We start from the raw sequence: 24,838 nt of genomic DNA, 5'->3' as shown, positions 1-24,838 counted from the left end.
GAGAATTATGCCTATTCAAAAATGTAAGCCAACGTCACCAGGACGTCGCTTTGTAGAGAAAGTCGTTCACGACCATCTTCACAAAGGCGCGCCTTATGCTCCGTTGGTTGAAGCTAAAAAACGTACTGGTGGTCGTAACAACAACGGTCACATTACAACTCGTCACGTTGGTGGTGGTCATAAACAACACTACCGTATCGTTGACTTCAAGCGTAACAAAGACGGCATTCCAGCTGTAGTTGAACGTATTGAATACGATCCTAACCGTACAGCGCATATTGCTTTGTTAAAGTATGCTGACGGTGAACGTCGTTACATCATTGCGCCTAAAGGTTTGCGTGCTGGTGATAAAGTACAATCTGGTAACGATGCTCCAATTCGTCCAGGTAACTGCTTGCCACTTCGCAACATGCCTATCGGTTCTACTCTTCACAACATCGAACTTAAAATCGGTAAAGGCGCGCAATTAGCTCGTTCAGCTGGTACTTCTGTTCAGTTGTTGGGTCGTGACGGTTCTTACGCTATCGTTCGTTTACGTTCTGGTGAAATGCGTAAAATTCACGTTGAATGCCGTGCTGTTTTGGGTGAAGTTTCTAACTCAGAAAGCAACCTTCGTTCACTAGGTAAAGCTGGTGCATCACGCTGGCGTGGTGTTCGTCCTACCGTTCGTGGTATGGCGATGAACCCGGTTGACCATCCACACGGTGGTGGTGAAGGGCGTAACAAGGGTATTCAACCTGTAAGCCCATGGGGTCAAAAAGCTAAAGGGTACAAGACACGTACCAACAAGCGTACGACTAAGATGATTATTCGCGACCGTCGCGTTAAGTAACAAGTAAAGGAATCTGACAATGCCTCGTTCTCTGAAAAAAGGCCCATTCGTCGATGCGCACTTGTTCGCTAAGGTTGAAGCGGCTGTAGCGAGTAACTCTCGCAAGCCGATCAAAACTTGGTCGCGTCGTTCGATGATTCTCCCAGATTTTGTTGGTTTAACAATTTCTGTTCATAATGGTCGTAACCATGTTCCAGTGATCGTATCTGAACACATGGTTGGTCATAAACTCGGTGAATTCGCGCCAACTCGTACCTATCGTGGTCACGGTGTTGACAAGAAATCTAAACGTTAAGGTGCGATGATGGAAGTTACTGCTAAATTACGCGGTGCCGCTATCTCGGCACAAAAAGCACGTTTGGTTGCAGATCTGATCCGTGGCAAATCTGTTGCTCACGCTTTAAATATCTTGAACTTCAGCAACAAAAAAGCTGCAGTTTTAGTTAAAAAAGCGTTGGAATCTGCGATTGCAAACGCTGAACATAATAACAGTTTAGATGTAGACGACCTTACAGTATCTACGATTTACGTTGACGAAGGCATCAGCCTGAAACGTATTATGCCACGTGCTAAAGGCCGTGCAGATCGTATTACTAAGCGTACTTGTCACATCACCGTTAAGGTAGGGGTTTGATATGGGTCAGAAGGTTCATCCAATCGGTATCCGCCTAGGTGTTGTGAAACGTCATAACGCTAACTGGTATGCGAATCCGAAACAATACGCTGAATACTTGCTTAAAGATTTGCAAGTTCGTGAGTTTTTAACTAAAAAACTTAAGAACGCAATGGTAAGCAATATTCTTATCGAACGTCCAACAGGCGCTGCTAAAATTACGATTAGCACTGCTCGTCCTGGTATCGTAATCGGTAAAAAAGGCGAAGACATTGAAAAATTACAACGCGAATTAACATCTATTATGGGTGTTCCTGCGCAAGTAAGCATCAACGAAATCGATCGCCCAGACTTAGACGCTCGTTTAGTTGCTGAAGCAATCGCTTCTCAATTAGAGAAACGTGTAATGTTCCGTCGTGCTATGAAGCGTGCGGTTCAAAACACGATGCGTGCTGGTGCTAAAGGTATCAAAGTTGAAGTTTCTGGTCGTTTAGGTGGTGCTGAGATTGCTCGTACTGAGTGGTATCGTGAAGGTCGTGTACCTTTGCATACGCTTCGTGCAGACATCGACTACTCAACTATGCGTGCTGAAACGACTTACGGTACGATTGGTGTTAAAGTTTGGATTTTCCGTGGTGAGATCTTAGGTGGCATGAAACAAGTCATGAACCCTGCTCCTGCTGAAGAACGTCCAGCTAAACGCGGTCGCGGTCGTGGTGAAGGTCAAGAGCGTCGTGGTCGTCGCAATGATCGTTCTGCTGAAAAAGGAGAATAATCCATGTTGCAACCTAAACGTACTAAATTCCGCAAAGTGCAAAAAGGCCGTAACACTGGTCTAGCACACCGTGGTAGCACAGTATCTTTCGGTACTATCGCACTTAAATCTATTGAACGTGGTCAAATGACTGCGCGTCAAATTGAAGCTGCGCGTCGTACAATCAGCCGTCGTATTAAACGTGGTGGTAAGATCTTTATCCGTGTTTTCCCGGACAAGCCAATTACTGAAAAACCATTAGAAGTTCGTATGGGTAAAGGTAAAGGTTCTGTGGAATACTGGGTTTGCCAAATCAAACCAGGTAAAGTCTTGTACGAAATTGATGGTGTTAACGAAGAATTGGCTCGTGAAGCATTTACGCTTGCAGCTGCTAAACTTCCGTTTAAAACCACTATCGTGACTCGGACGGTAATGTAATGAAAACTAAAGATCTACGTGAAAAATCGGTAGAAGAGTTGACAGCTTTGCTTGATGAGCAACAGCTTAACCAATTCCGTCTTCGTATGGCTAAGGCAACTGGTCAATTGGGTAAATCGCACGAAGTTGCACTTACTCGTAAGACTATTGCTCGTATCAAGACACTCCTTACCGAAAAACAGGGGAACGGACAATGAGTGAACAAACAGTTCGCACGTTAACCGGTAAAGTTGTAAGCGACAAAATGGACAAGTCTATTGTTGTGCTTATTGAACGCCGCGTTCAACACCCGTTGTATGGCAAATCAATCCGCCGTTCAACTAAATTACACGCTCATGATGAGAACAATGTTGCTAAAACTGGCGACGTAGTGACCATTAAAGAAAGCCGCCCAATTTCTAAAACTAAGTCTTGGACTTTAGTTGAAGTGATTGAAGCAGCTGCTGAGTAATTAGACGTTCTTGTTGCATCATCGGTCAATTTCGAGTACTCTTTGAGCCTTTCGAAATGTGACCGGTGATGCTCGGTTTTGGAGTAGGGCAATGATTCAAACCGAAAGTATGCTCGACGTAGCAGACAACAGTGGTGCTCGCCGCGTACAATGTATTAAAGTACTTGGTGGTTCACATCGTCGTTATGCTTCTGTTGGCGACATTATTAAAGTTACTGTAAAAGAAGCTATTCCACGCGCACGTGTTAAAAAAGGTGACGTGATGAATGCTGTAGTTGTACGTACAAAATTTGGTGTACGTCGTCCGGATGGTTCTATCATTCGTTTTGATGACAATGCTGCTGTTATTTTGAACAACAACAAAGCGCCGATTGCAACTCGTATTTTCGGACCAGTGACTCGTGAACTTCGTACTGAACAGTTCATGAAAATCATTTCATTGGCTCCTGAAGTTCTATAAGAGGCACTCATGGCTAAGATTAAAAAAGGCGATCAAGTAATCGTGATCGCAGGTAAAGAAAAAGGCAAACAGGGTACTGTATTGTCAGTTTCTAATGACCGCGTTAAGGTTGAAGGCCTTAACTTGGTGAAGAAGCATCAAAAGCCTAACCGAGCTACTGGCGCTGAAGGCGGCATCGTAACTCAAGAAGCTGAGCTTCATATCTCAAACGTGGCAATTTTTAATGCTACAACCCAAAAGGCTGACCGTGTTGGTTACCAAACGATTGAAGGCGTGAAAACTCGCGTTTACAAATCTAACGGTGAATCAGTGGCGGTAGCGAAGTAAAAGGTTGAAATAGGCAATGGCCAGACTTAAAACACGTTACAACGACGTACTTAAAGCTCAGTTACAAGAGCAATTGGGCGTTAAAAATGTGATGGAGATTCCTCGCATCACTAAAATCACCATTAACATGGGTGTTGGTGCAGCATCAGCTGACAAGAAATTGTTAGATGGCGCTCTTTCTGATATGCAAGCGATTGCTGGTCAAAAACCAGTTCTTACACTCGCTCGCAAATCAATCGCTGGTTTCAAAATCCGTGATGGTTGGCCGATTGGTTGTAAAGTTACTTTACGCGGCGAACAAATGTACGAATTCTTAGACCGTTTGATCTCTATCGCGATCCCTCGTATTCGTGACTTCCGCGGTTTTTCTGCGAAATCATTTGATGGTCGTGGTAACTATTCGATGGGTTTGAAGGAACAAATCATGTTCCCTGAAATCGATTTCGATAAGATTGATCGTATTCGTGGTATGGATATTACCATCACTACGACTGCTCGCACCGATGACGAAGGCCGTGCGCTTATGCGTGCATTCGGCTTCCCGTTCAAATAAGAGGTCGATATGGCTAAGAAAGGTATGATTAATCGCGAATTGAAACGCGAAAAAACAGTTGCTAAATTTGCTGCAAAACGTGCTGAATTAAAAGCGACGATTGCAAATGTAAATGCGAGCGACGAAGAACGTTTCGATGCGATGATGAAGTTACAGGCATTACCACGTAATGCGTCTCCAGTACGTCTACGTAACCGTTGTGGTTTAACTGGTCGTCCTCATGGTTACTTCCGTAAGTTCGGTTTAAGCCGTAACAAATTACGTGACACAGTAATGCAAGGTGATGTACCGGGCGTTGTTAAGGCAAGCTGGTAAGGAGCACTATAAATGAGTATGCAAGATACCGTTGCCGACATGTTAACCCGTGTTCGTAACGCACAAATGGCAAAGAAACAAACTGTTTCTATGCCAAATTCTAAGTTGAAGGTTGCAATTGCAAACGTACTTCAACAAGAAGGTTATATTTCAAACGTAGAAGTTGCAGATGCTGAAGGCAAAGCAACTTTAACCATTACGTTAAAATATTTTGAAGGCAAACCAGTTATCGAAACTGTGAAACGCGTAAGCCGTCCAGGTCTACGTCAGTATCGCGGTAAAGATGCACTTCCTAGCGTTAAGCAAGGTTTAGGTATTGCAATTGTTTCTACAAGCAAAGGCATCATGACTGATCGCGCTGCACGTGCTGCGGGCATCGGTGGTGAAGTTATTGCTTTTGTTTCTTAATAGGTGATTCCTCATGTCTCGTGTGGCTAAAGCCCCAGTAACTGTACCTAACGGTGTAACAGTTACTCAGAACGGCCGGCAGGTCGAAGTGAAAGGCAGCAAAGGTACATTGTCTTTCAACCTGCATGCGCTGGTCGAGCTAAAACAGGAAGAAGGTCAACTTCAAATTGCTCCTAAAGCTGAGTCGAAAGACGCTTGGATGCAAGCTGGTACTGCTCGCGCTGTGCTTAACAACCTTGTAAAAGGTGTTAGCGAAGGTTTCGAACGTAAGTTACAACTTATCGGTGTTGGTTATAAAGCTGCGGTTAAAGGTAACGTTGTTAACCTTAACCTTGGTTTCTCTCACCCGATCGATTATACGCTTCCTGAAGGTGTAACTGCTGAAACTCCTACTGCAACTGAAATCATTCTTAAATCAGCTGATAAAGCTGCTTTGGGTCAAGTTGCTGCAGACATCCGTGGTTACCGTCCACCAGAGCCTTATAAAGGTAAAGGTGTTCGTTATTCTGACGAAGTTGTACTTCGTAAAGAAGCTAAGAAGAAATAAGGCGCGAGGTTCTTATGAACGAAAAGAAACAATCCCGTTTGCGTCGTGCGAAAAGCACACGCTTGCACATTCGTGCATTGGGTGCGACTCGCTTGTGTGTAAACCGCACACCGCGTCACATCTATGCTCAAGTTATCTCAGCAGATGGTGGCAAAGTTTTAGCTCAAGCTTCAACTTTAGATGCTACTTTGCGTGCTGGTACAACTGGTAACGTTGATGCAGCGACTAAAGTAGGTGCTTTAATTGCAGAACGTGCTAAAGCAGCTGGCGTTACTAAAGTTGCATTTGACCGTTCTGGTTTCAAATATCATGGTCGTATCAAAGCCTTGGCTGATGCTGCCCGTGAAAACGGCTTGGAGTTCTAATCATGGCTAAAGTTGAACAAAACGAAGGTCTTGTTGAAAAGCTGGTTGCCGTTGATCGTGTAGCCAAAGTTGTTAAGGGTGGTCGTATCTTCTCTTTCACAGCATTAACTGTTGTGGGTGATGGTAATGGTCGCGTAGGTTTTGGTCGTGGTAAAGCACGTGAAGTTCCAGCTGCTATTTCTAAAGCACTTGAAGCTGCACGTCGTAACATGATTACTGTTGAGCTTGTTAACGGTACTGTACAACACCCTATTAATGCTCGTCACGGTGCAAGCCGCGTTTACATGCAACCTGCTTCTGAAGGTACTGGTGTAATTGCTGGTGGCGCTATGCGTGCAGTTCTAGAAGCTGTTGGTGTACATAACGTATTGACAAAATGCTATGGTTCTACAAATGCTGCTAACGTAGTAAACGCAACTTTCAAAGGTTTGCGTGATATGACTTCTCCAGAGAAAGTCGCTGCGAAACGTGGTTTGTCTGTAGAACAAATTCAAGGGTAATCAATCATGAAAACGATTAAAGTTACCCAGACTAAATCTTCTGCGCACCGCTTGAAAAATCACAAGCTTAGCCTTAAAGGTTTAGGTCTGCGTCGTATCGGTCACACTGTTGAAGTAGTTGATACTCCTTCTAACCGCGGTATGATCAACCAAGTTTACTATATGGTTAGTGTAGAGGAATAAGCCATGACTCTGCGTTTAAATACTATTGCACCTGCAGAAGGTGCTAAGCGTGATAACCTTCGTCTAGGCCGTGGTATCGGTTCTGGCGTTGGTAAGACTGGTGGCCGTGGTGTCAAAGGTCAAAAATCACGTAAGAGCGGTGGCGTACGTCCAGGTTTCGAAGGTGGTCAAACTGCGTTATATCGTCGTTTACCTAAATTCGGCTTCACTAGCCAACTTGCTTTAAAAACTGCTGAAGTACGTTTATCAGAGCTTGCTAAAGTTGAAGGTGATATCATTTCACTTGAAACTTTAAAAGCTGCCAATGTTGTACGTAAAGATATGACTCGTGCTCGTATCGTACTTTCTGGTGATATTACTCGTGCATTCACTGTACAAGGTGTTGCTTTGACTAAAGGCGCTAAAGCTGCTGTAGAAGCTGCTGGCGGTAAAGTCGAGGAGTAATCGCTAGTGTCTATGTCTCCTAGTTCTTCAGGTCATGTTAACATGATGAAAGGCCAACCATTTCATGTGAAATATCGTGAAATTATTCGTCGATTAATGTTTTTGGTTGGCGCATTGTTGGTCTTTCGACTAGGAGCACATATTCCACTGCCGGGTATTGATAATGTCGCTTTAGAACGTTTTTTCAAAGCTAATGAAGGTACTTTCTTAGGTTTGTTTAATATGTTCTCTGGCGGGGCATTAGAGCGAATGTCAATTCTTGCGTTGGGGATCATGCCATATATCTCTGCATCGATTATTGTGCAGTTGATGTCAACAGTGGTTCCTTCGCTGGAAGCATTAAAGAAAGAAGGCGAGCAGGGTAAGCGTAAGATTAATCAATATACGCGTTACGGCACGTTATTACTTGCATTGGTGCAAGGTGTAGGTATGTGTGCTGGTCTGATTAGCCAAGGAATAACCTTGACTTCAGGACTGGCTTTTTACATTCCTGCTGTAACTTCATTGGTTGCAGGCACCATGTTCTTAATGTGGTTAGGAGAGCAAATTACCGAACGTGGTGTTGGTAATGGGATCTCCATGATCATTTTTGCAGGTATCGTTGCTGGTTTGCCAAATATTGTAATGCAAGCATTCACTTCAGTGGATAATGGTCAATCAAGCTTAATTGGTCTGGCTATATTTGCATTACTTTCAGTTGCAGTTCTTGCTGCGATTGTATTTATTGAAAAGGCACAACGTCGTATACCGGTTAACTATGCTCAAAAGCAACAAGGGCGTCGCGTATTTACTGCACAGCAGACACATTTGCCATTGAAATTGAATATGGCGGGGGTTATTCCAGCAATTTTTGCGAGTTCATTATTGCTGTTCCCTGCAAGTTTAGGTCAATGGTTGGGTAGTTCTGATCCAAATGCAGGAATCATAAAGCGTAGCCTACAAGATTTGGCATTGGTATTATCGCCTGGACAACCTTTGTATTTGGTGCTCTTCGGTGCGTTAATTATCTTTTTCTGTTATTTCTATACTGCACTTGTGTTCAGTCCTAAAGAAGTATCAGAGAACTTGAAACGCAGCGGAGCTTATGTACCTGGTATTCGCCCAGGTGAGCAAACTGCTCGTTACTTAGATCATATTCTTAATCGTTTGACGTTTATTGGTGCAATTTATATTACGGTCATCTGTTTGATGCCAATGATTCTGCAAAGTTCTTTTGGTATTCCATTCCACTTGGGTGGTACATCTTTGCTGATCGTAGTCGTTGTTGTGATGGACTTTATGGCACAGCTACAAGCTCATCTCACTTCGCATCAGTATGACAATCAAACGTTAATGAGAAAAACGACTGCTCATCCTAAGGGATAAGCGCACTTGAGGTTTCATCATGAAAGTACAAGCTTCTGTTAAAAAAATTTGTGGTAGCTGTAAAGTTATCCGTCGTAATGGGGTTATCCGCGTGATTTGTAGCGCTGAACCTCGTCATAAGCAGCGTCAAGGTTAATCTGATCAAGACCTGTTGATTTCAGTAGGCTAATTAGGTTATTATCCGCCCCTCAAGATATTTGTGGGGCGGTTGATTATCTCTACTGCCTTTTTGGAGAAAGTGAATGGCTCGTATTGCCGGTGTAAACATTCCGGATAACAAGCATGCTGTTATCTCCCTCACGTATATTTTTGGTATCGGTCGCCACACTGCTAAGAACATCTTAGCTGCTGCTGGTATTGCACCAACTACTAAGATCCGTGAATTGGATGATGCTCAGCTTGATGCGATTCGTGCAGAAATTACCAAGGTTCCAACCGAAGGTGATTTACGTCGCGAAATTTCCATGAACATTAAACGTTTAATGGATTTAGGCTGCTACCGTGGTCTTCGTCATCGTCGCAGCTTGCCTGTCCGTGGACAACGCACCAAAACTAACGCACGTACCCGTAAAGGTCCGCGCAAACCTATTAAGAAATAAGATTTCTGGAAGCTAAAAGATGGCTAAAGATACTCGCACACGCAAGAAGGTCACTCGTACCGTCTCTGAAGGTGTTGCACACATTCACGCTTCTTTTAATAACACCATTGTGACTATTACCGATCGTCAAGGTAATGCACTGGCTTGGGCTACCTCTGGTGGACAAGGCTTCCGTGGATCACGTAAATCAACTCCGTTTGCTGCTCAGGTAGCTGCTGAAGTTGCTGGTAAAGCAGCTTTGGATTACGGTTTGAAAAACTTGGACGTCCTTGTAAAAGGTCCTGGTCCTGGTCGTGAGTCTGCGGTTCGTGCTTTAGGTGCAGTGGGTTATAAAATTAACAGCATTACCGATGTGACGCCAATCCCGCACAACGGTTGTCGTCCACCTAAAAAACGTCGCGTGTAAGGAGAAACATTCATGGCTCGTTATATTGGTCCAAAATGCAAACTCTCTCGCCGCGAAGGGACAGACCTGCAACTTAAATCAGGCGTTAAACCGTTTGACGTTAAGACAAAAAAACATGCTAAAGCTCCTGGCCAACATGGTCAAAGCCGTGCTAAGCAATCTGAGTACTCACTACAATTACGTGAAAAACAAAAAGTACGTCGTATGTACGGTGTGTTAGAGCGTCAATTTAGTAACTACTATAAAGAAGCTGCTCGTGTGAAAGGCGCAACAGGTGAAAACTTGTTGAAATTGCTTGAAAGCCGTCTTGATAACGTAGTTTATCGCATGGGTTTTGGTTCTACACGTGCAGAAGCTCGTCAGCTTGTATCTCACCGTAGCATTACTTTGAATGGTCGTCGTGTTAACATCGCGTCTATCCAAGTTAAAGCTGGTGATGTAATCGCGGTTCACGAAGGTGCTAAACAACAATTACGTATTAAAAGCGCAATTGAATTGGCTGCTCAACGTGGTATCCCTTCTTGGATGGAAGTTGACCATTCAAAACTAGAAGGTACGTTTAAAGCTGCACCGGATCGTTCTGATTTACCTGCTGAAATCAACGAAAGCTTGATTGTAGAATTGTATTCTAAATAATCCCTTGAGGTAGCAATAATGACGCGTACTGCAAATGAGTTTCTAACTCCGCAAGCGATCAAGGTCGAAGCGGCTAGCGGGACCTCGGCAAAAGTTATTCTGGAACCATTAGAGCGTGGCTTTGGCCATACTCTTGGTAATGCTTTACGTCGTATCCTATTATCTTCTTTACCTGGCGCTGCTGTGGTAGAAGTTGAGATAGAAGGTGTCGAGCACGAGTACAGTACCTTAGAAGGCTTGCAGCAGGACATCGTCGAGCTCTTGCTGAACCTAAAAGGATTGTCGATTAAGCTGTTCGATCAAAACGAAGCATATTTGACATTAGAAAAACAAGGTCCAGGCGATGTAACAGCGGCTGATCTTCGTTTACCTCATAATGTTGAAGTGGTAAACCCTGAGCATTTGATCGGCACTTTAAGTGCTTCAGGCAATTTAAAAATGCGCCTGAAAGTTTCTCAAGGCCGTGGTTATGAAACTTCTGACTCACGTTTCCCAGAAGGCGAGACTCGCCCTGTGGGTCGCTTACAGTTAGATGCTTCTTATAGCCCAATCAAACGTGTGTCTTACACCGTGGAAAACGCGCGTGTAGAACAACGTACTGACCTTGATAAATTGATCATTGATCTTGAAACTAACGGTACAGTTGATCCTGAAGAAGCAATCCGTAAAGCGGCAACAATCTTGCAACAACAAATTGCAATTTTTGTTGATCTTCAGAAAGATCAAGCTCCTGTTGCTCAAGAGCCTCGCGAAGAAGTGGATCCAATCTTGCTTCGTCCAGTAGATGATCTAGAGCTTACTGTTCGTTCTGCTAACTGTTTGAAAGCAGAAAATATTTACTACATCGGTGACTTGGTTCAACGTACTGAAGTGGAGTTGTTAAAAACTCCTAACCTTGGTAAAAAATCGTTAACTGAAATCAAAGATGTTCTGGCTTCTAAAGGCTTACAACTCGGCATGCGTTTAGAGAACTGGCCACCAGCTAGTCTCCGTATGGACGATCGTTTCGCCTATCGTAGCCGTTAATTAAGTAGGACTATCACCATGCGTCATCGTAATAGTGGTGTGAAATTAGGCCGTACAAGCAGTCATCGTAAAGCGATGTTCCAAAACATGGCTAACTCTTTGTTCGAGCACGAGTTGATTAAAACAACTGTGCCTAAAGCAAAAGAGTTACGTCGTGTAGCTGAGCCTTTAATCACTTTAGCTAAAAACGATACTGTTGCAAACCGTCGTTTAGCGTTTGCTCGTACTCGTTCAGCAGCAACTGTTGGTAAATTATTTACCGTTCTTGGCCCTCGTTACAAAGAACGTAACGGCGGTTATCTACGTGTTCTTAAAGCGGGCTTCCGTGCAGGTGATGCTGCACCGATGGCTTACGTTGAGCTAGTAGATCGCGAAGCTAAATAATTTCGCAAGAATAGCTTCAGTTGTTCTAAAAAAGACCGGTGTTTCACCGGTCTTTTTTATGCCTGATGATTTTCAATTGTCTGACAATTTAAGCTTTTGTCCTGAACTGATATATTTTTCGTCAGTTTTACACTAACTTGACATTGAGTATTGTCAATTTTGTGGTTTAATAAAACAAAGCTTAAAACAGGTTATAAAAAGAACATGGAAAAACATATTGATGTCTTGATTGTCGGTGCCGGTATTTCTGGTATTGGTCTGGCTGTTCATCTTTCCAAAAATTGTCCGCAACGCTCTTTTGACATTATTGAGCGTCGCGAAAGTTTTGGCGGAACCTGGGATTTATTTAAGTATCCAGGCATTCGTTCAGATTCAGATATGTCGACTTTTAGCTTTAATTTTAAGCCATGGCAAAAAGACAGCGTCTTGGCGGATGGTCCATCCATCAAAAATTATTTATCTGAAGTAATTGAAGAGTATCAGCTTAAAAATAAAATCCATTTTCAGCATCGGGTTTTGACGGCGAATTATGATTCGGCCACTAAAAAGTGGGTGATTGAAATTGAAGATGCAGCTCAACAAAAGCAAACCTGGGTGGCCAATTTTGTTCTAGGTTGCACTGGTTATTATAATTATGATCAGGGATTCCAGCCTGAATTCCCAAATCAGTCTGTATTTAAAGGCCATTTTATTCATCCGCAGCATTGGCCCGAGCAGTTAGATTATTCGGGTAAAAAAGTGGTGATTATTGGCAGTGGGGCAACCGCAATTACCTTGGTGCCTGCGATGGCGAAAGGTGGGGCAGGGCATGTCACCATGTTGCAACGTTCTCCGACCTATATTGCTTCTGTGCCATCGATAGATCTGGTCTATGACAAAATGCGCAAGTATTTGCCAGAAGATGTGGCCTATAAATTAACGCGCGCACGTAATATTGGCATGCAACGCGGTATTTATGCCCTGGCGCAGAAACAGCCGAAACTGCTCAAGAAAATTTTGCTGAATGCAGTAAAATTTCAGCTCAAGGGTAAGGTGGATATGAAACACTTTACTCCGAACTATGAGCCTTGGGATCAGCGTCTGTGTGTGGTTCCGGATGGTGACCTGTTTAAAATCTTGCGTGAAGGCCGTGCATCGGTTGAAACGGATCAAATTGAAAAATTTACAGAAACAGGTATTCAGTTAAAGTCCGGTAAACATTTGGATGCGGATATTATTGTGTCTGCAACCGGTTTGAATATTCAGATTTTAGGTGGCATTCAGGCGACGATTGACGGCAAGCCGATGAACACTTCCCAGCATATGCTGTATCAGGGCATCATGGTCAGTGATGTGCCGAATATGGCCATGATTATTGGCTATATCAATGCCTCCTGGACACTTAAAGTGGATATTGCAGCGGATTATATCTGCCGTCTGATCAACTATATGGACAAAAATGGCTATGATGAAGTGATTCCACAAGGTGACGCGACGGAGTTAATGCAAGATACGGTGATGGGCAGTCTGTCTTCGGGCTATATTGCCCGTGCTGCTGATGTGATGCCGAAGCAGGGCAAGCATGCACCTTGGAGTGTTTCCAATAATTATCTGGCTGACCGCAAACAATTGAAGCATGCGCGTTTTGAGGATGGTGTGCTTAAATTTCATAAGCGTGAGCAAGAGGATAAGAAAAGCTCGACACCGCGTTTGGTCTCGTAATTGATATGGTTTAGTCTCAGCATCTTTTTTGAAAAAGGAGCAATCATGCTCCTTTTTTATGAATATTGAAATCACGAGTTCAATTTGTAATCTTTAGTTCTGCTGCAAATTCCTACAGTATGGAGTAAAAGTAATTGAGCAGGCACAGGAATAAGTTTTGAGTATCTTAGCACGTGAATATCAACTGTCATTTGACTCCTATTTCCTTTATGCCAAGTCCTGGCAGTCTGCTGAAGCCAATGCAGAATTAGCACCGATTCTATTGATGCATGATTCACTGGGCAGTGTGGCTTTATGGCGAGATTTTCCTGCACAACTTGCAGCTCAGACCAAGCGTATTGTTTATGCTTATGACCGGCTCGGCTTTGGACAGTCAGCAGTCAATCACCAGCCTTTAGGCCTGGATTTTGTCATCACTGAGGCGACTCATGGTTTTAAGGCCGTGCTTGATTATTTTGCGCTGAAAGATTTTATTGTGCTGGGACATAGTGTAGGTGGGGGAATGTCGGCTGCCATCGCTGCTGAATATTCACAGCGTTGTCAGGCTTTGGTGACCATTGCTGCGCAATATGAAGTTGAAGAACGAACTTTAGCCGGCATCCGTCAAGCCAAGCAGGCATTTCGGCAAGCGGGACAAATGGAGCGCCTCGCCAAATATCATCCTGATAAAGCGCAGTGGGTGCTGGATGCCTGGACTGAAACCTGGCTGGCACCTGCATTTAAGGACTGGAATTTGAGTCAGGTATTGCCCCAAGTACAATGCCCCAGCTTGATCATTCATGGGGAGCAAGATGAATACGGCACGCTGGCACAGCCTCGGCAGATATTTGCAGGAGTGAAAGGTGCAGCTGAATTGCAAATTCTAGAGGACTTATATCATATGCCGCATAAAGAACAACCCGAACTGGTACTGGCATTGATTAGTGAATTTTTAGCAGAGATTAGTTAAGAGAAACAGCCCATCAGTAGATGGGCTTTTGATTACAGGGAACGCGAGATCAGTTCTTTCATAATTTCATTGGTGCCGGCATAAATCCGGTTGGCACGGTTATCAATATAGGCACGTGCAATTGGATATTCCATCATGTAGCCATAACCGCCATGTAGTTGCAGGCACTCATCCACAACTTTAGAAAACATTTCGGAAATTTTGTATTTCGCGGCTGCCGCTGCATCAATGCCCAGTTTTTCTTCTAGCTGTAATTCCATACAGCGGTCTAAATAAGCCCGACAGAAATCGATTTCGGTTCTTAATTCAGCCAGTTTAAAGCGGGTATTTTGAAAAGCGCTGATCGGCTTGCCGAAAGCTTGCCGCTGTTTGGTGTATTGCACGGTATGCGCGAATGCCGCTTCGGCTCCCGCCTGGCAAATGATTGCGACCAGCATGCGTTCCCAGGCCAGTTCTTTCATCAGCATCATAAAGCCCATGCCCTCCATACCCAGCAAATTTTCTTTGGGCACGCGTACATTGTCAAAGAACAACTCGCAGGTATCTTGTCCTTTCATGCCAATTTTATTTAATGGCTTGCCTTTACTGAAACCGGCACGGTCAGCTTCGATGATGAGTAAAGATAAATTGGCAGAGCCTTTATCGCTGCTGCCCGTTTTGCAGACCACAATCGCCATGTCACACAGGTAGCCATTGGTGATAAAAATTTTAGAGCCATTGATGACATAATCATTGCCATCCAAAACAGCAGTTGTACGTACCGCTTGCAGGTCAGATCCGGTTCCCGGTTCGGTCATGGCAATGGCCGTGACCACTTCACCTGTAGCCATTTTGGGCAGCCAGGCTGATTTTTGCTCTTCATTGCCAAAATTGAAGATGTAGTTGGCCACAATATCCGAATGTAGCGAAAAGCCGGTTGCCGAATCCATGGCATAGGCCTGTTCTTCAATCAGGATCATGCTGTAAAGACGGTCTACACCCGATCCTCCGTATTGTTCCGGCATGGTGGCACAGAGTAAGCCCATTGCACCCGCCTTGTTCCATAAATCCCGGTCGACATGCTGCTGCTGTTCATATTTGGCAGTATTTGGAACCACTTCCTTTTCATAAAATTTGCGCACCGTTTCACGGAAGGCATCGTGCTCGGCATTAAACAAATGGCGGGGCAGCATAGGGGCTAAAGGTCGGATTGCAGCTGATTGCATTGTTATTCTGTCCATCTACAAAGTGATTGTCAGATAAAAATTAAAAGATTGAGACACAAGCGGCAATGAGATGAATGCTCAAATGTACAGATAAAATGATGAATTTGGTCAATTCGGGGAAATGGCTCGAAATGCAGGGGATGGATAGGGTAAACTAGCAAAAAATTTCATACGGTTGGGGAAAGGCTATGAGCGAAGAAATCAGCTTGGAAGAACGCAAAGTCATTTATCGTGCCCGTCGCGGTTTAAAAGAGATTGATGTTTATTTTGATCCCTATGTAAAAAATCATTATCTGCAGGCAGATGCAGCAGAGAAAGAAGCTTTTGCTGAATTGGTCGCACAAGAGGACCCGGACTTGCTAGATTGGTTTATGGAAGTTTCTGAACCTCCACGCCCGGAAATGAAAGCCTTGATTGTCAAGTTAAAACATTACGTCCATGGCTAAGCGTTGTTTTCAGCTGAAATGCAGCCGTCTGGCATTTGTATTTCAGCTGAGCATTTTTACTTTGCTGATTATACTTTTGCAGCAGCTGTTGCCGGCATGGTTATGGTTGCTGTGCATTGTGCTGGGTGTGCTGACCTATATCTATGGCTTTAAAATGCCTCAGCCGATGTGTCTTGAACATTTGCATGCACGTGAATGGTCGTTGTCCCATTTAAAATCGCAACAGGTTAAACGTGTTTCGATTAGTCATTTGATTGATCATCAGGTTTATATTGTGGTGTATTTCCAGCATTTTCAGGAAAAGCCACTCTTGATCTGGGTGGATCAATTGCCCTTTAAACAATGGAAGGCACTGAAACAGTTGGCAAAATTAACCTAATTGTTAGACAGTTGTATAAAATTTGTTTTAAGTAAGATATTGATAATAATTAATATAATTTTAATTTTTGATATTTTGTAAGACAGTTTAATGAAAAAAATAACAAATATTGCAATTGTCAGACAATTTTTCCCCTGAATTATTTAAGCTAAATGTAAATTAAAAACACCAACAGCAAATGAGGAAATCATCATGATGATTCCAACTTGGATGTTTCTGGTGGTAGCAATTGTTTTGGCAATTGTTATTGGACGACTAGGAACCGTGCTGAAGGATCGATTTGCACAACATGAAAGCCAATAGGCTTTGACCCCTTGATAAGTAGCATGTGCCGAACCGTCGCAATGCTACTTTTTTTTGCCCAAAATTTTTAACTTGCTGGAATACAGTCAATTTTCCCAAACTCATTTCATGGCAAAGTATCAAATCTAATTAGAGTGAATACTCTTTTATTCGGATTTCGCATCTGATATGTTTGGTTGCTATGGACATAAACACAATTATAGAGGACAGGAAAATGTCGCAAGTCCAAAAAATATGCCAGGGTATGGCAGTTATCATCATTACAAGTTCTTTATTATCAGGTTGTTCTCAAGTGGTTAAATCAGGGGCAAATATTGCACTTGGTTTTAGTGAGAAACATATCGTACCGCCAATCTTGGCCATGGATGATGCGGATATGGCGTGTAATTCAGGCAATGCCTTAACGCCCGCCATTATGTCAACCAAAGATATGGGGGCAGATCCAACCCGTATTGCGGTACTGTTATATGCTTCATCGGGAATTTGTGCTGAAAATCAGGCCTTAGAAGCAGAATTACATTATTTACGTGCCTCTAAAGCGGGGCAGGTTTCAGAAGCGCAAGATGCCCGTATTCAACAAAAACGCTGGGCTGCCATTGCTGCACAACGTCAATATACAGGCTACCAGCTGTTAGAAAAGCGTTGGGAAGCAAAATATAATAAGGCATTGGGTGATGGATGCCCAAAAATGAAAAGTGACTTGGATCAAACCGTGTATTTGATGGGGATGATCAGTGGCTTACAGGCCATGACCAATGACATTAATTCTGGCGGTGCAGTCAATGTACCAAAAGATATCGCTGCCGTTGTTGAACGCGGTATGGTGTGCCTGGATAATGCCAAATTCTGGGGAGCGCCAGAAGCGGCACGTGCAGTCATTTGGACCTTATTGCCGGGTGCAGGCGATGGCAAGCCAGATCCTTACCAGACTTTAAAACAGTCGGTACAGCTGGGTGAACAAAAAGGGGTGCGTTTATCTCATGCCTTGTATGCGGTTGCAGCTCAAGCCAGTGGCGATGATGCCAAGATGCGTGATGCACTAAAAGCATTTGCTGCTGCCCGTACTGAAGAAAAACCGGTCAATCCCCAATTCCGACTTGTAGACAGCATGGCACAAAATATGGTGCAGGGTATTTCAGACCGTTATTGGACTGAACATACCGGAATCCGCTCTAGTGATGACGGCATGCAACATTTCTGGGATGAGAAGGACAATTCTGCAGAATTGGATGATTTGTTCACTGAAAATGAGACTGCTGCATCATCTTAAGTCGAGTGTGTTGAACAGAGAATAAAAAGATTGGCTTGAAGGATAGGTTCATTTGAATACATCACTTCTAAGCTGGAGGGCATGCCCATGAAAGACCCGTTTCTGATGCGAAAAATTATTTTTATTGCATTTGTAATGTCTTTCTCGGCATGCCTCCAAGTTTTTGCAGATTCATTTATCTATTGGCAAGCCAGTTTGTTAAAAGAATTCTGGCGTTTATGGACTGCCCATTGGGTACATGTGGGGTGGATTCATTATCTGCTCAATATGCTGGCTTTTGCCTGCTTACCTTTTATTTTTCCCCGCGTCCGAATCTGGCATTTCGTTGCTTTACTGTTATTGCTTCCGCCGTTTATCAGCCTGTGTTTTTATTATTTCTTTCCAGATATAGAAGCCTATGCCGGCTTGTCCGGAGTCTTGCATGGGGCTTATGTCACCGTTGCCTGCGTGCATTTGTTGTATAGGAAAGAGCGCAATTTTGCTGCCTTGGTGCTGTGCCTGATTCTGGGAAAATTGCTTTGGGAAAATATCGTCGGCAGTGTCAGCACAGCAGAACTTATTGGCAGTCCGGTATTGGTTGAAGCTCATTTATTGGGAGTGATTGGAGGAATAATCATCGCTTTGGCGTATGTTCTATGGGAATATTTCGTTGAATAGTGGCGAGATTGACATTTAAAACAGAAAAGAAAATACATATTGTCATTTTCATTAATGTCGGGTTAATGCAAATTTGTAGATAACAATAAAGAAATTGGATCGGGAAAGGATATTCTCCGTTCATAAATCAAAATTGGCTTTACCAAACCACCGTGTAATGACCAAAATAAAAATAGGAATACACATGCAATATGATGAAAACAACAGATCTGGATTAGGTCTGTTACGTTATATATGGACAGAGTGGATCTCGGCCTTTGTCGTTCTTGTCTTACTTTTGCTGACTTTGATTATTGGTACCGGTGAAATGATTCACGGCCAGCTGTTGCGTATGGGTGAGCGTCTGTACGGTGATCCGGCGACTGGCATGCAATATTCATTTCTACGTGCCGAACCGAGTTCCCCAACCTGTGAACGTAATGTCAATGTCGATCGTAAAGTGCAAGAGCAGATGAAAGCCGATGCAGCCGACGAGTATGCTGATTTTTTCGGTGTGCGTTCAGAGGCTGATGTGCGTGCGGCGATAGTACAGGCTCAACAGGTCTGTGAAGAATCCTATCAGTTCTATGATAAAGCGATTGCCCATATGCAGGCTCATCCGAGTATTCGCGCATATCGTACCTTTGAAACGTCTTTCTTTGGCGTATTCAAGTTCGGTACTGAAAACCGGGCCCTGTTACTGGTTATCATGGTGGTATTTGCAGCGATCAGTGCAACGCTGAAAACCCATCATATTGGTTTACGTAGTCCCACAACGCGTATCGATTTTAAAGTGTACTCGGTGGCAATGCTGATTGGTAACGCCTTTTTGGCTTACTCGTCTTATAGCCAATATCAGTCCATGCTGAATTCGGGTGTCCCGATCGGAGACATGAAATATATTTACTGGTTGTGGATGATTCTGTTTAGTACGCTGACCTTGATCAGCCTGTATCAGATATTCAGACAGCCCAAGCAGAGCCAAGAGGGCGGTAGCTTAGGAATGGCTTTTCTGAGTGTGCCGCTGTATGGCTATATGGCGATCATTACCGGGATTAGTTTTACCTTCCTGATGGATTATCCAATGGGACAGGGTATTTACCTGGGGCAGCTGGTCGAGTTTTCGAGTATCTTCCTGAATCTGGCACTGTTTATCTGGGCGGGTATGTTGCTGAAACAGACCCGTGTCGTGGACATGTTCCTGAATATCCTGCGTCCATGGAATCTGGCACCTGAAACCCTGACTTGGCTGATCTTGGTGGCAGCTGCGTTGCCAACGGCCTATACAGGAGCATCAGGAATTTTCGTGATCGCAGCAGGTGCGATTATTTATAAGGAAGTCTGGAATGCGGGTGGACGCCGTCAGTTTGCTCTGGCAGCAACAGCTATGTCAGGTTCTCTAGGTGTGGTATTACGTCCATGTTTATTGATTGTGGTGGTTGCCTCACTGAATAAGGAAGTGACAACGGACTTGCTGTATCACTATGGCGTATATGTGTTCCTGCTGACGTCAACTTTATTTTTGATCATTTCACTGTTCTTCGCCGAAAGTAAATTCCGTATTGCAGCACCAGGTGTAGCAGCACCTCAATCGGCTCGTGCTGTAGTGGCGGTGATTCCTTATGTCGTGATTTTCATCTTGATCTGGTTATTCTACAAATATGCCTTGTCGACCGATCTGAATGAATTTACCGCTCCAGTCATGATGCCAGTGATTCTGTTGCTGGTGGTACTTTTCGACAAGTTACGCCATGAACCTGCACCTTTACCCGCAGTGGGACATTGGGATGAAACCCTGACCGCCCAGTTGAATCCGGGATCGACCCCTGAACTGGCAACCGCCGGTGCAGCAGTGAATGCCGAATACCGTGAAGCAGAGCATGGTAAACAGCAGGGCAAAGAATTGGCAGTTGATCATGGCGTGAAACATTCTGCTTATGGAGAAAGTTTGCGCAATGTCGGATTCTGGAAATCGCTACATATTTCTACCAGTGAAACGGTTGGACATATTGGTGCCCTGGTGATCCTGATGGCACTTTCTGTCAGTGTGGGGGGATTGCTGGAACGTATCGAAGTGATGCAAGCCTTCCCGACCGATATCAGTAGTACCATTCTCGTCATTACCCTGATTGTCGGACTGATGATTTTTGTGGGCATGATCATGGACCCATTTGGTGCCGTTATTCTGATTTCCGCTACTGTGGCTCCGGTGGCCTATCAATACGGTATCCACCCGGTACATTTCTGGATGATTACCCTGATTGGTTTTGAGCTTGGTTATGTCACCCCGCCTGTAGCGCTGAACCATCTTCTGGCTCGGCAGTCTGTTGGAGATGCCGAGGTGGCTGAGGCGGATGCAGAAGTGCGTCATCTATCTTTCTACTACCGCTATGAACGCTGGGTTTTACCGGTGATTGTGATGCTGCCTGCCATGTTGATCATCGCTTATATTCCTTATGTATTTAAGCTGTTCGGTTGGTATCATTAATCCATCATAAAAAAAGCACCCTCGGGTGCTTTTTTATGACTTTTTATATAGGGAATTATATACGGGAAATCTGCCTGAATTATGGGGTGGCACGTTTTTGAACCAGGGGGCTACAGAGGATAATCGCACCCAGAATGAGTCCGAAACCCATTAAACTATAATGATCCGGTATTTCTTGCCAGAAGATAAAGCCCCAGATTCCTGCAAAAATAATGGCAATATAGTTCACGGGGCCAATCTGTCCGGCAGGGGCGAGTTTATAGGCATTGGACATGAAAATCTGGCTAATATTGGCAAGCAGACCTGCGCCAATCAAGAAACCCAGTTCAGTCCAGGTATAAGGACGCCATAACCAGAACATCGGAATCATGGAAATGAGTGTGCCGATAAAACAGAAATAAAATACGATTTTCTCTGGAGATTCGGTACTAGTGAGCGCGCGGACTGTTACAAATGCCATGGCTGCCAACAAGCTGGCACCTAGCCCAATCACAGACATCTGGTTAAACATGCCAGCATCGGGCTTGGCCACAAAAATGACCCCGACCAGGCCAATCGCTGCGGCGAGCAGCATGGATTTGGTGATTTTTTCTTTCAGAAACAACCAGGCAATCAGGGGAATAAAAATCGGGGAAGAATAGGTAAAAACCATGGCATTGGACAGCTTTAAATGGGCAATTGCATAAAAGAAGCCATACATGGCAATCAGCCCGATGACGGCACGCCAGCTATGCATCCAGATTTTTTCAGTTTTAAAAAAACCAATTCCCTTAGAGCAAATAAGCGGCAGAAAAATAAACAGGCCGACAAAGTTGCGAAAAAATACAATGGTGGGATTATCTACGGTATGCGAAGCATAGCGAATACAGACACCCATAAGAGAAAATAAAAAGGCAGAGCAGGTCAGTAAAGCGAGTGCTATAAGCAGGTTCCGACTGCTGGTCGGTAGGGACATGAAACAATTCAGCTAAAATATGTACTGCTATTTTAGCTGAATATTCAACTATAAAATTATTGTTTTTGAGCCAATTGGGCTTCAAGTAATTTAATCTGTTCTTCTTTCAGGGCAATCAGCTCATCTGCATCGGCATGTTGGGCTTTCAGCATGGCTTCCTGTTCATTTAGCTGGCTTTGAATATCTTCCAGTTTAGCCACTTCTTCTTTGGCGAGTGATTCATTTTCTGGAACAGCTTCTTTCAGGATTTTTTCATCCACCAGCTGAATGGTTTCCTGCTCGGTTTGAGCAAGCGGTTCTGGCGCTTTTTCAGCTTTAGCCGCCGGTTTTGCAGGCGCCGTTAAACTGGTTCCTTCATGTTCAGGCAGTATTTCATTTGAAGTTGCAAAAAACCATTGATAGGCCAAAAAAAGCGCAATGATTGCAACCAGTCCCCCAGTAATGCCCAATAAAAGTTTTGGGCTGTTTCTTTGATCTAATGTCATATTGAACCTGTTTTTATTTAGGCTGACGCGGTTTGAACTGAATGACACCAATCTCATCCGGCTGTTCCGGCATCTGTGGTTCATCGACATGCGTTGGCCGATTTTCGCTATAGCCACAGTCAATACATTCAATCCATTCATCGTCGCCAGAAGTTAGCATGACAACCCGATCTAGCGCTTCACATTTTGGACATTTAGCACCTGCAATGAAACGACGTTTGATAGTCATCATCCTAACCTTCCGAACAATCTTAGACAGTTAGTTTAAGCGTTTTTAGAGGGGTTCGTCCAACCTTGATGACGTAATAACGCATCTATTTTTGGCTCGCGTCCGCGGAAATTGATAAACGCGTCAAGTGCTGTATCTTTTCCGCCAACTGCTAGAATAAATTGACGAAATTCTTTTCCGGTCTGAACATTAAAGATTCCTTCTTTTTCGAAGCGATCGAAGGCATCACTGGCCAAAACTTCGGCCCATTTGTAAGAGTAATAGCCTGCAGCATAGCCGCCAGCAAAAATATGGCTAAAGCTATGCTGGAAACGGTTGTAATTGGCTGTGGGCGCGACTGCATATTTTTGGCGAATTTCATCCAGCGTCGCTTGTACCTGTTCGGCATTCAAAGCCGAACTGTGCTTGTGAATATGCAGGTCAAACAGGGCAAATTCGATTTGACGCAAAGTTTGCATGCCAGACTGGAAGAAACGGGCATCCAGCAAGGATTTAAGCAAATCTTCTGGCAAATGCAGCTTCGTTTCGATGTGTTCACTGAGCAGATCGAGGCTGTCTGTATCCCAGGTCCAGAACTCCATAAACTGGCTTGGAAGCTCGACCGCATCCCAATCGACACCATGAGTTCCTGCCACAGCAATATGGTCGACTTCGGTCAATAGATGATGCAGACCGTGACCAAACTCGTGGAACAGGGTATTCACTTCATCATGGGTAAGTAACGCCGGTTGATCGCCGACAGCAGGGGTGAAGTTGCAGACCATGTAGCAAATCGGTTTTTGCAGGCCTTGTCGGGTCTGCATGCGCGAGCGGAAACCGCTCATCCAGGCGCCACCGCGTTTGCCACTGCGTGCATACAGATCGAGGTAGAAGCCGCCGACCACATTGCCTTGATCTTCCAGTTCATAATAGCGCGCATCGGGATGCCAGACCGGCGCTTCACGTTCCACAATGTTGATGCCATAGAGACGGTTCACAATGCTGAACAGGCCTTGCAAAATCTTCGGTGCAGGGAAATACGGTTTGAGTGATTCCTGCGATAAATTGAACTGTTGCTGTTTCAGTTTTTCCGAATAGTAACCGGTATCCCAAGGCTGTAACTCGAGAATGCCATCCTGAATGGCAATGGTTTTTAATTCGGCAATTTCTTTGCTGGCCGGTGTGCGTGCATGTTCAGCCAGGTCGACCAGAAACTTATCTACAGTTTCGACATCCGGTGCCATTTTGCTGGCCAGCGATAACTCGGCATAGTTTTTAAAACCTAACAGTTGAGCCATTTCATGACGCAGACTCAGGATTTCTTCCATCACCTGGGTATTGTCAAATTCAGGATGTTCTGACAGGTCGGAAGCACGTGTGGTATAGGCTTTATACAACTCTTCACGCAAGCCACGGTCATCGGCATAGGTCATGATGGCCAGATAAGCCGGAATGTCTAAAGTCGCCACCGGCTGATCAAGTTCGCGTTGCTGGCCATATTGTTTAAGTAAATCGATACTGCTTTGCGGCAAGCCTTTGAGTTGATCTTCAGTCAGCGGCTTGAAGTAGATTTGTGTGGCATCCAATACATGGTTGGAGAAGCCAGATGAAAGCTGCGACAAACGGGCAGAAATTTCTGCATAGCGTTTTTTCGCTTCACCTTCTAAAGCAACCCCTGACAGTTTGAAATCGCGCAGCGCCAGTTTAATGGCACTTTGATGGGCTGCTGGAAGCGTGCTAAATACGGATGAGTCATGCACATGCTGATAGGTTTGATACAGCACCGTATGTTGACCCAGTTGGGTGTAGTATTCGCTTAATGCCGGAAGCAGGGATTGGTACAGTTCACGTGTTTCTGAATTGTTCATCACGGCATTGAGATGTGACAGCACACCCCAAGCTTCACTCATGTTGTTTTCCAGCGTATCGACCTGTTCCAGAATATTCAGCTGTGCCTGAGCATCCTCTGGAACTGCGGTTAAATCGTTTAAAAAACTTTGTCCTTGTTGAATGGCCTGTTCAATCTGTTGTTTTAAATCGGCCAGTTGAATCTGGTCAAATTGTGGAACGGGCAAGGTCGCCTTTTCTAAAGTCATTTCTAATACGCCATATCATTTATAAACTTAATAGTAGATGTAAGGCTTAGAGAGGGTTAAATCAAGGGCTATTATTTTTCAGTCGGTAAATACTTGGTAGACCAGACCTAA

General features: G+C 44.2%; 35 protein-coding genes and 1 pseudogene. 31 read left to right on the top strand and 5 right to left on the bottom strand.

Going from position 1 to position 24,838, the window contains the following annotated elements; translation table 11 throughout:
- The first annotated feature begins 7 nt into the window (after positions 1–7).
- From rplB to E0H88_RS02780, 26 genes and pseudogenes are all read left to right on the top strand, one after another.
- Positions 8–832: a 50S ribosomal protein L2 gene (gene rplB, locus E0H88_RS02905; protein ID WP_086195772.1), complete on the top strand. Its 825-nt coding sequence runs from the start codon at positions 8–10 to the stop codon at positions 830–832.
- A 19-nt stretch (positions 833–851) separates the two neighbouring features.
- Positions 852–1,127: a 30S ribosomal protein S19 gene (rpsS, locus tag E0H88_RS02900; protein ID WP_004869548.1), complete on the top strand. Its 276-nt coding sequence runs from the start codon at positions 852–854 to the stop codon at positions 1,125–1,127.
- A 9-nt stretch (positions 1,128–1,136) separates the two neighbouring features.
- Entirely contained in the window at positions 1,137–1,466 is a 330-nt protein-coding gene (rplV, locus tag E0H88_RS02895; protein ID WP_086195771.1) for a 50S ribosomal protein L22, read from the top strand.
- A 1-nt stretch (position 1,467) separates the two neighbouring features.
- A pseudogene (gene rpsC, locus E0H88_RS02890) lies at positions 1,468–2,284 on the top strand (30S ribosomal protein S3).
- Complete coding sequence (gene rplP / locus E0H88_RS02885) at positions 2,224–2,637, top strand: 50S ribosomal protein L16 (RefSeq protein WP_067669331.1); 414 nt, start codon at positions 2,224–2,226, stop codon at positions 2,635–2,637. The pseudogene rpsC and the gene rplP overlap by 61 nt, the downstream one beginning before the upstream one ends.
- Positions 2,637–2,834, top strand: coding sequence for a 50S ribosomal protein L29 (rpmC, locus tag E0H88_RS02880; RefSeq protein WP_004650482.1), 198 nt, complete (start codon positions 2,637–2,639; stop codon positions 2,832–2,834). Before rplP ends, rpmC begins: the two co-directional genes overlap by 1 nt.
- Positions 2,831–3,088: a 30S ribosomal protein S17 gene (gene rpsQ / locus E0H88_RS02875; RefSeq protein ID WP_086195769.1), complete on the top strand. Its 258-nt coding sequence runs from the start codon at positions 2,831–2,833 to the stop codon at positions 3,086–3,088. The genes rpmC and rpsQ overlap by 4 nt, the downstream gene beginning before the upstream one ends.
- A gap of 91 nt (positions 3,089–3,179) precedes the next feature.
- Positions 3,180–3,548: a 50S ribosomal protein L14 gene (gene rplN / locus E0H88_RS02870; RefSeq protein WP_086174455.1), complete on the top strand. Its 369-nt coding sequence runs from the start codon at positions 3,180–3,182 to the stop codon at positions 3,546–3,548.
- Between the two features lie 9 nt (positions 3,549–3,557).
- Positions 3,558–3,875 (top strand): 50S ribosomal protein L24, encoded by a 318-nt coding sequence (gene rplX, locus E0H88_RS02865; protein WP_086195768.1) that lies wholly within the window; start codon positions 3,558–3,560, stop codon positions 3,873–3,875.
- Between the two features lie 16 nt (positions 3,876–3,891).
- A complete protein-coding gene (gene rplE, locus E0H88_RS02860; RefSeq protein ID WP_086195767.1) occupies positions 3,892–4,428 on the top strand; it encodes a 50S ribosomal protein L5 in 537 nt (178 codons plus the stop codon).
- 9 nt (positions 4,429–4,437) lie between these two features.
- The gene (rpsN, locus tag E0H88_RS02855; protein WP_086174452.1) at positions 4,438–4,743 is read left to right on the top strand and encodes a 30S ribosomal protein S14; all 306 of its coding nucleotides are present in this window, start codon (positions 4,438–4,440) and stop codon (positions 4,741–4,743) included.
- A gap of 12 nt (positions 4,744–4,755) precedes the next feature.
- Positions 4,756–5,151 (top strand): 30S ribosomal protein S8, encoded by a 396-nt coding sequence (rpsH, locus tag E0H88_RS02850; RefSeq protein ID WP_053579514.1) that lies wholly within the window; start codon positions 4,756–4,758, stop codon positions 5,149–5,151.
- 13 nt (positions 5,152–5,164) lie between these two features.
- Positions 5,165–5,698: a 50S ribosomal protein L6 gene (gene rplF / locus E0H88_RS02845; RefSeq protein WP_092820774.1), complete on the top strand. Its 534-nt coding sequence runs from the start codon at positions 5,165–5,167 to the stop codon at positions 5,696–5,698.
- Between the two features lie 14 nt (positions 5,699–5,712).
- Positions 5,713–6,063 (top strand): 50S ribosomal protein L18, encoded by a 351-nt coding sequence (gene rplR / locus E0H88_RS02840; protein ID WP_053579516.1) that lies wholly within the window; start codon positions 5,713–5,715, stop codon positions 6,061–6,063.
- 2 nt (positions 6,064–6,065) lie between these two features.
- Positions 6,066–6,563, top strand: coding sequence for a 30S ribosomal protein S5 (gene rpsE / locus E0H88_RS02835; protein WP_086195763.1), 498 nt, complete (start codon positions 6,066–6,068; stop codon positions 6,561–6,563).
- A gap of 6 nt (positions 6,564–6,569) precedes the next feature.
- A complete protein-coding gene (gene rpmD, locus E0H88_RS02830) occupies positions 6,570–6,746 on the top strand; it encodes a 50S ribosomal protein L30 (protein WP_092820776.1) in 177 nt (58 codons plus the stop codon).
- A gap of 3 nt (positions 6,747–6,749) precedes the next feature.
- On the top strand, positions 6,750–7,190 hold the full coding sequence (rplO, locus tag E0H88_RS02825; RefSeq protein WP_086174449.1) for a 50S ribosomal protein L15: 441 nt from the start codon (positions 6,750–6,752) through the stop codon (positions 7,188–7,190).
- 45 nt (positions 7,191–7,235) lie between these two features.
- The gene (gene secY, locus E0H88_RS02820) at positions 7,236–8,555 is read left to right on the top strand and encodes a preprotein translocase subunit SecY (RefSeq protein WP_171259726.1); all 1,320 of its coding nucleotides are present in this window, start codon (positions 7,236–7,238) and stop codon (positions 8,553–8,555) included.
- Between the two features lie 19 nt (positions 8,556–8,574).
- The gene (gene rpmJ / locus E0H88_RS02815; protein WP_000867907.1) at positions 8,575–8,691 is read left to right on the top strand and encodes a 50S ribosomal protein L36; all 117 of its coding nucleotides are present in this window, start codon (positions 8,575–8,577) and stop codon (positions 8,689–8,691) included.
- 106 nt (positions 8,692–8,797) lie between these two features.
- Positions 8,798–9,154: a 30S ribosomal protein S13 gene (gene rpsM, locus E0H88_RS02810; protein WP_086174447.1), complete on the top strand. Its 357-nt coding sequence runs from the start codon at positions 8,798–8,800 to the stop codon at positions 9,152–9,154.
- A gap of 19 nt (positions 9,155–9,173) precedes the next feature.
- Positions 9,174–9,560 carry a 30S ribosomal protein S11 gene (rpsK, locus tag E0H88_RS02805; RefSeq protein ID WP_001040166.1) on the top strand — a complete coding sequence of 129 codons (387 nt, stop codon included), beginning with the start codon at positions 9,174–9,176 and terminating at the stop codon, positions 9,558–9,560.
- Positions 9,561–9,572: 12 nt separating this feature from the next.
- Positions 9,573–10,196: a 30S ribosomal protein S4 gene (rpsD, locus tag E0H88_RS02800; RefSeq protein WP_092820780.1), complete on the top strand. Its 624-nt coding sequence runs from the start codon at positions 9,573–9,575 to the stop codon at positions 10,194–10,196.
- An 18-nt stretch (positions 10,197–10,214) separates the two neighbouring features.
- Positions 10,215–11,222 carry a DNA-directed RNA polymerase subunit alpha gene (locus E0H88_RS02795; protein ID WP_004869497.1) on the top strand — a complete coding sequence of 336 codons (1,008 nt, stop codon included), beginning with the start codon at positions 10,215–10,217 and terminating at the stop codon, positions 11,220–11,222.
- Between the two features lie 18 nt (positions 11,223–11,240).
- A complete protein-coding gene (gene rplQ / locus E0H88_RS02790) occupies positions 11,241–11,606 on the top strand; it encodes a 50S ribosomal protein L17 (RefSeq protein ID WP_131273035.1) in 366 nt (121 codons plus the stop codon).
- Between the two features lie 204 nt (positions 11,607–11,810).
- The gene (locus tag E0H88_RS02785; protein WP_131273034.1) at positions 11,811–13,307 is read left to right on the top strand and encodes a flavin-containing monooxygenase; all 1,497 of its coding nucleotides are present in this window, start codon (positions 11,811–11,813) and stop codon (positions 13,305–13,307) included.
- Between the two features lie 157 nt (positions 13,308–13,464).
- On the top strand, positions 13,465–14,256 hold the full coding sequence (locus E0H88_RS02780; protein ID WP_131273033.1) for an alpha/beta fold hydrolase: 792 nt from the start codon (positions 13,465–13,467) through the stop codon (positions 14,254–14,256).
- Positions 14,257–14,288: 32 nt separating this feature from the next.
- Here the strand turns inward: E0H88_RS02780 and E0H88_RS02775 are convergent, their stop codons facing one another.
- Positions 14,289–15,461 carry an acyl-CoA dehydrogenase family protein gene (locus tag E0H88_RS02775; protein WP_131273032.1) on the bottom strand — a complete coding sequence of 391 codons (1,173 nt, stop codon included), beginning with the start codon at positions 15,459–15,461 and terminating at the stop codon, positions 14,289–14,291.
- 188 nt (positions 15,462–15,649) lie between these two features.
- Here E0H88_RS02775 and E0H88_RS02770 point away from each other — a divergent pair, with 188 nt between their 5' ends.
- The 5 genes from E0H88_RS02770 (at position 15,650) to E0H88_RS02750 (ending at position 20,983) form a co-directional block, all read left to right on the top strand.
- Positions 15,650–15,907, top strand: coding sequence for an FAD assembly factor SdhE (locus E0H88_RS02770; protein WP_092820788.1), 258 nt, complete (start codon positions 15,650–15,652; stop codon positions 15,905–15,907).
- The gene (locus tag E0H88_RS02765) at positions 15,900–16,286 is read left to right on the top strand and encodes a hypothetical protein (RefSeq protein WP_131273031.1); all 387 of its coding nucleotides are present in this window, start codon (positions 15,900–15,902) and stop codon (positions 16,284–16,286) included. Before E0H88_RS02770 ends, E0H88_RS02765 begins: the two co-directional genes overlap by 8 nt.
- 517 nt (positions 16,287–16,803) lie before the next feature.
- Positions 16,804–17,859 carry a hypothetical protein gene (locus tag E0H88_RS02760; RefSeq protein WP_131273030.1) on the top strand — a complete coding sequence of 352 codons (1,056 nt, stop codon included), beginning with the start codon at positions 16,804–16,806 and terminating at the stop codon, positions 17,857–17,859.
- An 87-nt stretch (positions 17,860–17,946) separates the two neighbouring features.
- The gene (rrtA, locus tag E0H88_RS02755) at positions 17,947–18,516 is read left to right on the top strand and encodes a rhombosortase (protein ID WP_131273029.1); all 570 of its coding nucleotides are present in this window, start codon (positions 17,947–17,949) and stop codon (positions 18,514–18,516) included.
- Between the two features lie 184 nt (positions 18,517–18,700).
- Positions 18,701–20,983, top strand: coding sequence for a TRAP transporter large permease subunit (locus tag E0H88_RS02750; RefSeq protein WP_131273028.1), 2,283 nt, complete (start codon positions 18,701–18,703; stop codon positions 20,981–20,983).
- Positions 20,984–21,062: 79 nt separating this feature from the next.
- Here the strand turns inward: E0H88_RS02750 and E0H88_RS02745 are convergent, their stop codons facing one another.
- From E0H88_RS02745 to E0H88_RS02730, 4 genes are read right to left on the bottom strand one after another with little or no spacing between them, the layout of a single operon-like run.
- Positions 21,063–21,938, bottom strand: a complete 876-nt coding sequence (locus E0H88_RS02745; protein ID WP_131273027.1) for a DMT family transporter — start codon at positions 21,936–21,938, stop codon at positions 21,063–21,065.
- Positions 21,939–21,994: 56 nt separating this feature from the next.
- Positions 21,995–22,423: a hypothetical protein gene (locus tag E0H88_RS02740; protein WP_131273026.1), complete on the bottom strand. Its 429-nt coding sequence runs from the start codon at positions 22,421–22,423 to the stop codon at positions 21,995–21,997.
- Positions 22,424–22,436: 13 nt separating this feature from the next.
- A complete protein-coding gene (locus tag E0H88_RS02735; RefSeq protein ID WP_171259728.1) occupies positions 22,437–22,646 on the bottom strand; it encodes a YheV family putative zinc ribbon protein in 210 nt (69 codons plus the stop codon).
- A 41-nt stretch (positions 22,647–22,687) separates the two neighbouring features.
- The gene (locus tag E0H88_RS02730) at positions 22,688–24,727 is read right to left on the bottom strand and encodes a M3 family metallopeptidase (protein WP_131273025.1); all 2,040 of its coding nucleotides are present in this window, start codon (positions 24,725–24,727) and stop codon (positions 22,688–22,690) included.
- Between the last annotated feature and the right edge of the window lie 111 nt (positions 24,728–24,838).

The sequence above is a fragment of the Acinetobacter sp. ANC 4216 genome, from assembly GCF_004331195.1.
In the GTDB taxonomy this organism is placed as follows: Bacteria; Pseudomonadota; Gammaproteobacteria; order Pseudomonadales; family Moraxellaceae; genus Acinetobacter; species Acinetobacter kookii.
The sequence above is the reverse complement of the archived record's forward strand: the minus strand, read 5'-3'. Positions and strand labels throughout refer to the sequence as shown.

Bases quoted from the DNA above. Each gene is read 5' to 3' on its own strand.
- rplB (WP_086195772.1), top strand. From the start codon at position 8: ATGCCTATTCAAAAATGTAAGCCAACGTCACCAGGACGTCGCTTTGTA.
- rpsS (WP_004869548.1), top strand. From the start codon at position 852: ATGCCTCGTTCTCTGAAAAAAGGCCCATTCGTCGATGCGCACTTGTTC.
- rplV (WP_086195771.1), top strand. From the start codon at position 1,137: ATGGAAGTTACTGCTAAATTACGCGGTGCCGCTATCTCGGCACAAAAA.
- rplP (WP_067669331.1), top strand. From the start codon at position 2,224: ATGTTGCAACCTAAACGTACTAAATTCCGCAAAGTGCAAAAAGGCCGT.
- rpmC (WP_004650482.1), top strand. From the start codon at position 2,637: ATGAAAACTAAAGATCTACGTGAAAAATCGGTAGAAGAGTTGACAGCT.
- rpsQ (WP_086195769.1), top strand. From the start codon at position 2,831: ATGAGTGAACAAACAGTTCGCACGTTAACCGGTAAAGTTGTAAGCGAC.
- rplN (WP_086174455.1), top strand. From the start codon at position 3,180: ATGATTCAAACCGAAAGTATGCTCGACGTAGCAGACAACAGTGGTGCT.
- rplX (WP_086195768.1), top strand. From the start codon at position 3,558: ATGGCTAAGATTAAAAAAGGCGATCAAGTAATCGTGATCGCAGGTAAA.
- rplE (WP_086195767.1), top strand. From the start codon at position 3,892: ATGGCCAGACTTAAAACACGTTACAACGACGTACTTAAAGCTCAGTTA.
- rpsN (WP_086174452.1), top strand. From the start codon at position 4,438: ATGGCTAAGAAAGGTATGATTAATCGCGAATTGAAACGCGAAAAAACA.
- rpsH (WP_053579514.1), top strand. From the start codon at position 4,756: ATGAGTATGCAAGATACCGTTGCCGACATGTTAACCCGTGTTCGTAAC.
- rplF (WP_092820774.1), top strand. From the start codon at position 5,165: ATGTCTCGTGTGGCTAAAGCCCCAGTAACTGTACCTAACGGTGTAACA.
- rplR (WP_053579516.1), top strand. From the start codon at position 5,713: ATGAACGAAAAGAAACAATCCCGTTTGCGTCGTGCGAAAAGCACACGC.
- rpsE (WP_086195763.1), top strand. From the start codon at position 6,066: ATGGCTAAAGTTGAACAAAACGAAGGTCTTGTTGAAAAGCTGGTTGCC.
- rpmD (WP_092820776.1), top strand. From the start codon at position 6,570: ATGAAAACGATTAAAGTTACCCAGACTAAATCTTCTGCGCACCGCTTG.
- rplO (WP_086174449.1), top strand. From the start codon at position 6,750: ATGACTCTGCGTTTAAATACTATTGCACCTGCAGAAGGTGCTAAGCGT.
- secY (WP_171259726.1), top strand. From the start codon at position 7,236: ATGAAAGGCCAACCATTTCATGTGAAATATCGTGAAATTATTCGTCGA.
- rpmJ (WP_000867907.1), top strand. From the start codon at position 8,575: ATGAAAGTACAAGCTTCTGTTAAAAAAATTTGTGGTAGCTGTAAAGTT.
- rpsM (WP_086174447.1), top strand. From the start codon at position 8,798: ATGGCTCGTATTGCCGGTGTAAACATTCCGGATAACAAGCATGCTGTT.
- rpsK (WP_001040166.1), top strand. From the start codon at position 9,174: ATGGCTAAAGATACTCGCACACGCAAGAAGGTCACTCGTACCGTCTCT.
- rpsD (WP_092820780.1), top strand. From the start codon at position 9,573: ATGGCTCGTTATATTGGTCCAAAATGCAAACTCTCTCGCCGCGAAGGG.
- E0H88_RS02795 (WP_004869497.1), top strand. From the start codon at position 10,215: ATGACGCGTACTGCAAATGAGTTTCTAACTCCGCAAGCGATCAAGGTC.
- rplQ (WP_131273035.1), top strand. From the start codon at position 11,241: ATGCGTCATCGTAATAGTGGTGTGAAATTAGGCCGTACAAGCAGTCAT.
- E0H88_RS02785 (WP_131273034.1), top strand. From the start codon at position 11,811: ATGGAAAAACATATTGATGTCTTGATTGTCGGTGCCGGTATTTCTGGT.
- E0H88_RS02775 (WP_131273032.1), bottom strand. From the start codon at position 15,461: ATGCAATCAGCTGCAATCCGACCTTTAGCCCCTATGCTGCCCCGCCAT.
- E0H88_RS02770 (WP_092820788.1), top strand. From the start codon at position 15,650: ATGAGCGAAGAAATCAGCTTGGAAGAACGCAAAGTCATTTATCGTGCC.
- E0H88_RS02765 (WP_131273031.1), top strand. From the start codon at position 15,900: ATGGCTAAGCGTTGTTTTCAGCTGAAATGCAGCCGTCTGGCATTTGTA.
- E0H88_RS02760 (WP_131273030.1), top strand. From the start codon at position 16,804: ATGTCGCAAGTCCAAAAAATATGCCAGGGTATGGCAGTTATCATCATT.
- rrtA (WP_131273029.1), top strand. From the start codon at position 17,947: ATGAAAGACCCGTTTCTGATGCGAAAAATTATTTTTATTGCATTTGTA.
- E0H88_RS02750 (WP_131273028.1), top strand. From the start codon at position 18,701: ATGCAATATGATGAAAACAACAGATCTGGATTAGGTCTGTTACGTTAT.
- E0H88_RS02745 (WP_131273027.1), bottom strand. From the start codon at position 21,938: ATGTCCCTACCGACCAGCAGTCGGAACCTGCTTATAGCACTCGCTTTA.
- E0H88_RS02740 (WP_131273026.1), bottom strand. From the start codon at position 22,423: ATGACATTAGATCAAAGAAACAGCCCAAAACTTTTATTGGGCATTACT.
- E0H88_RS02730 (WP_131273025.1), bottom strand. From the start codon at position 24,727: ATGACTTTAGAAAAGGCGACCTTGCCCGTTCCACAATTTGACCAGATT.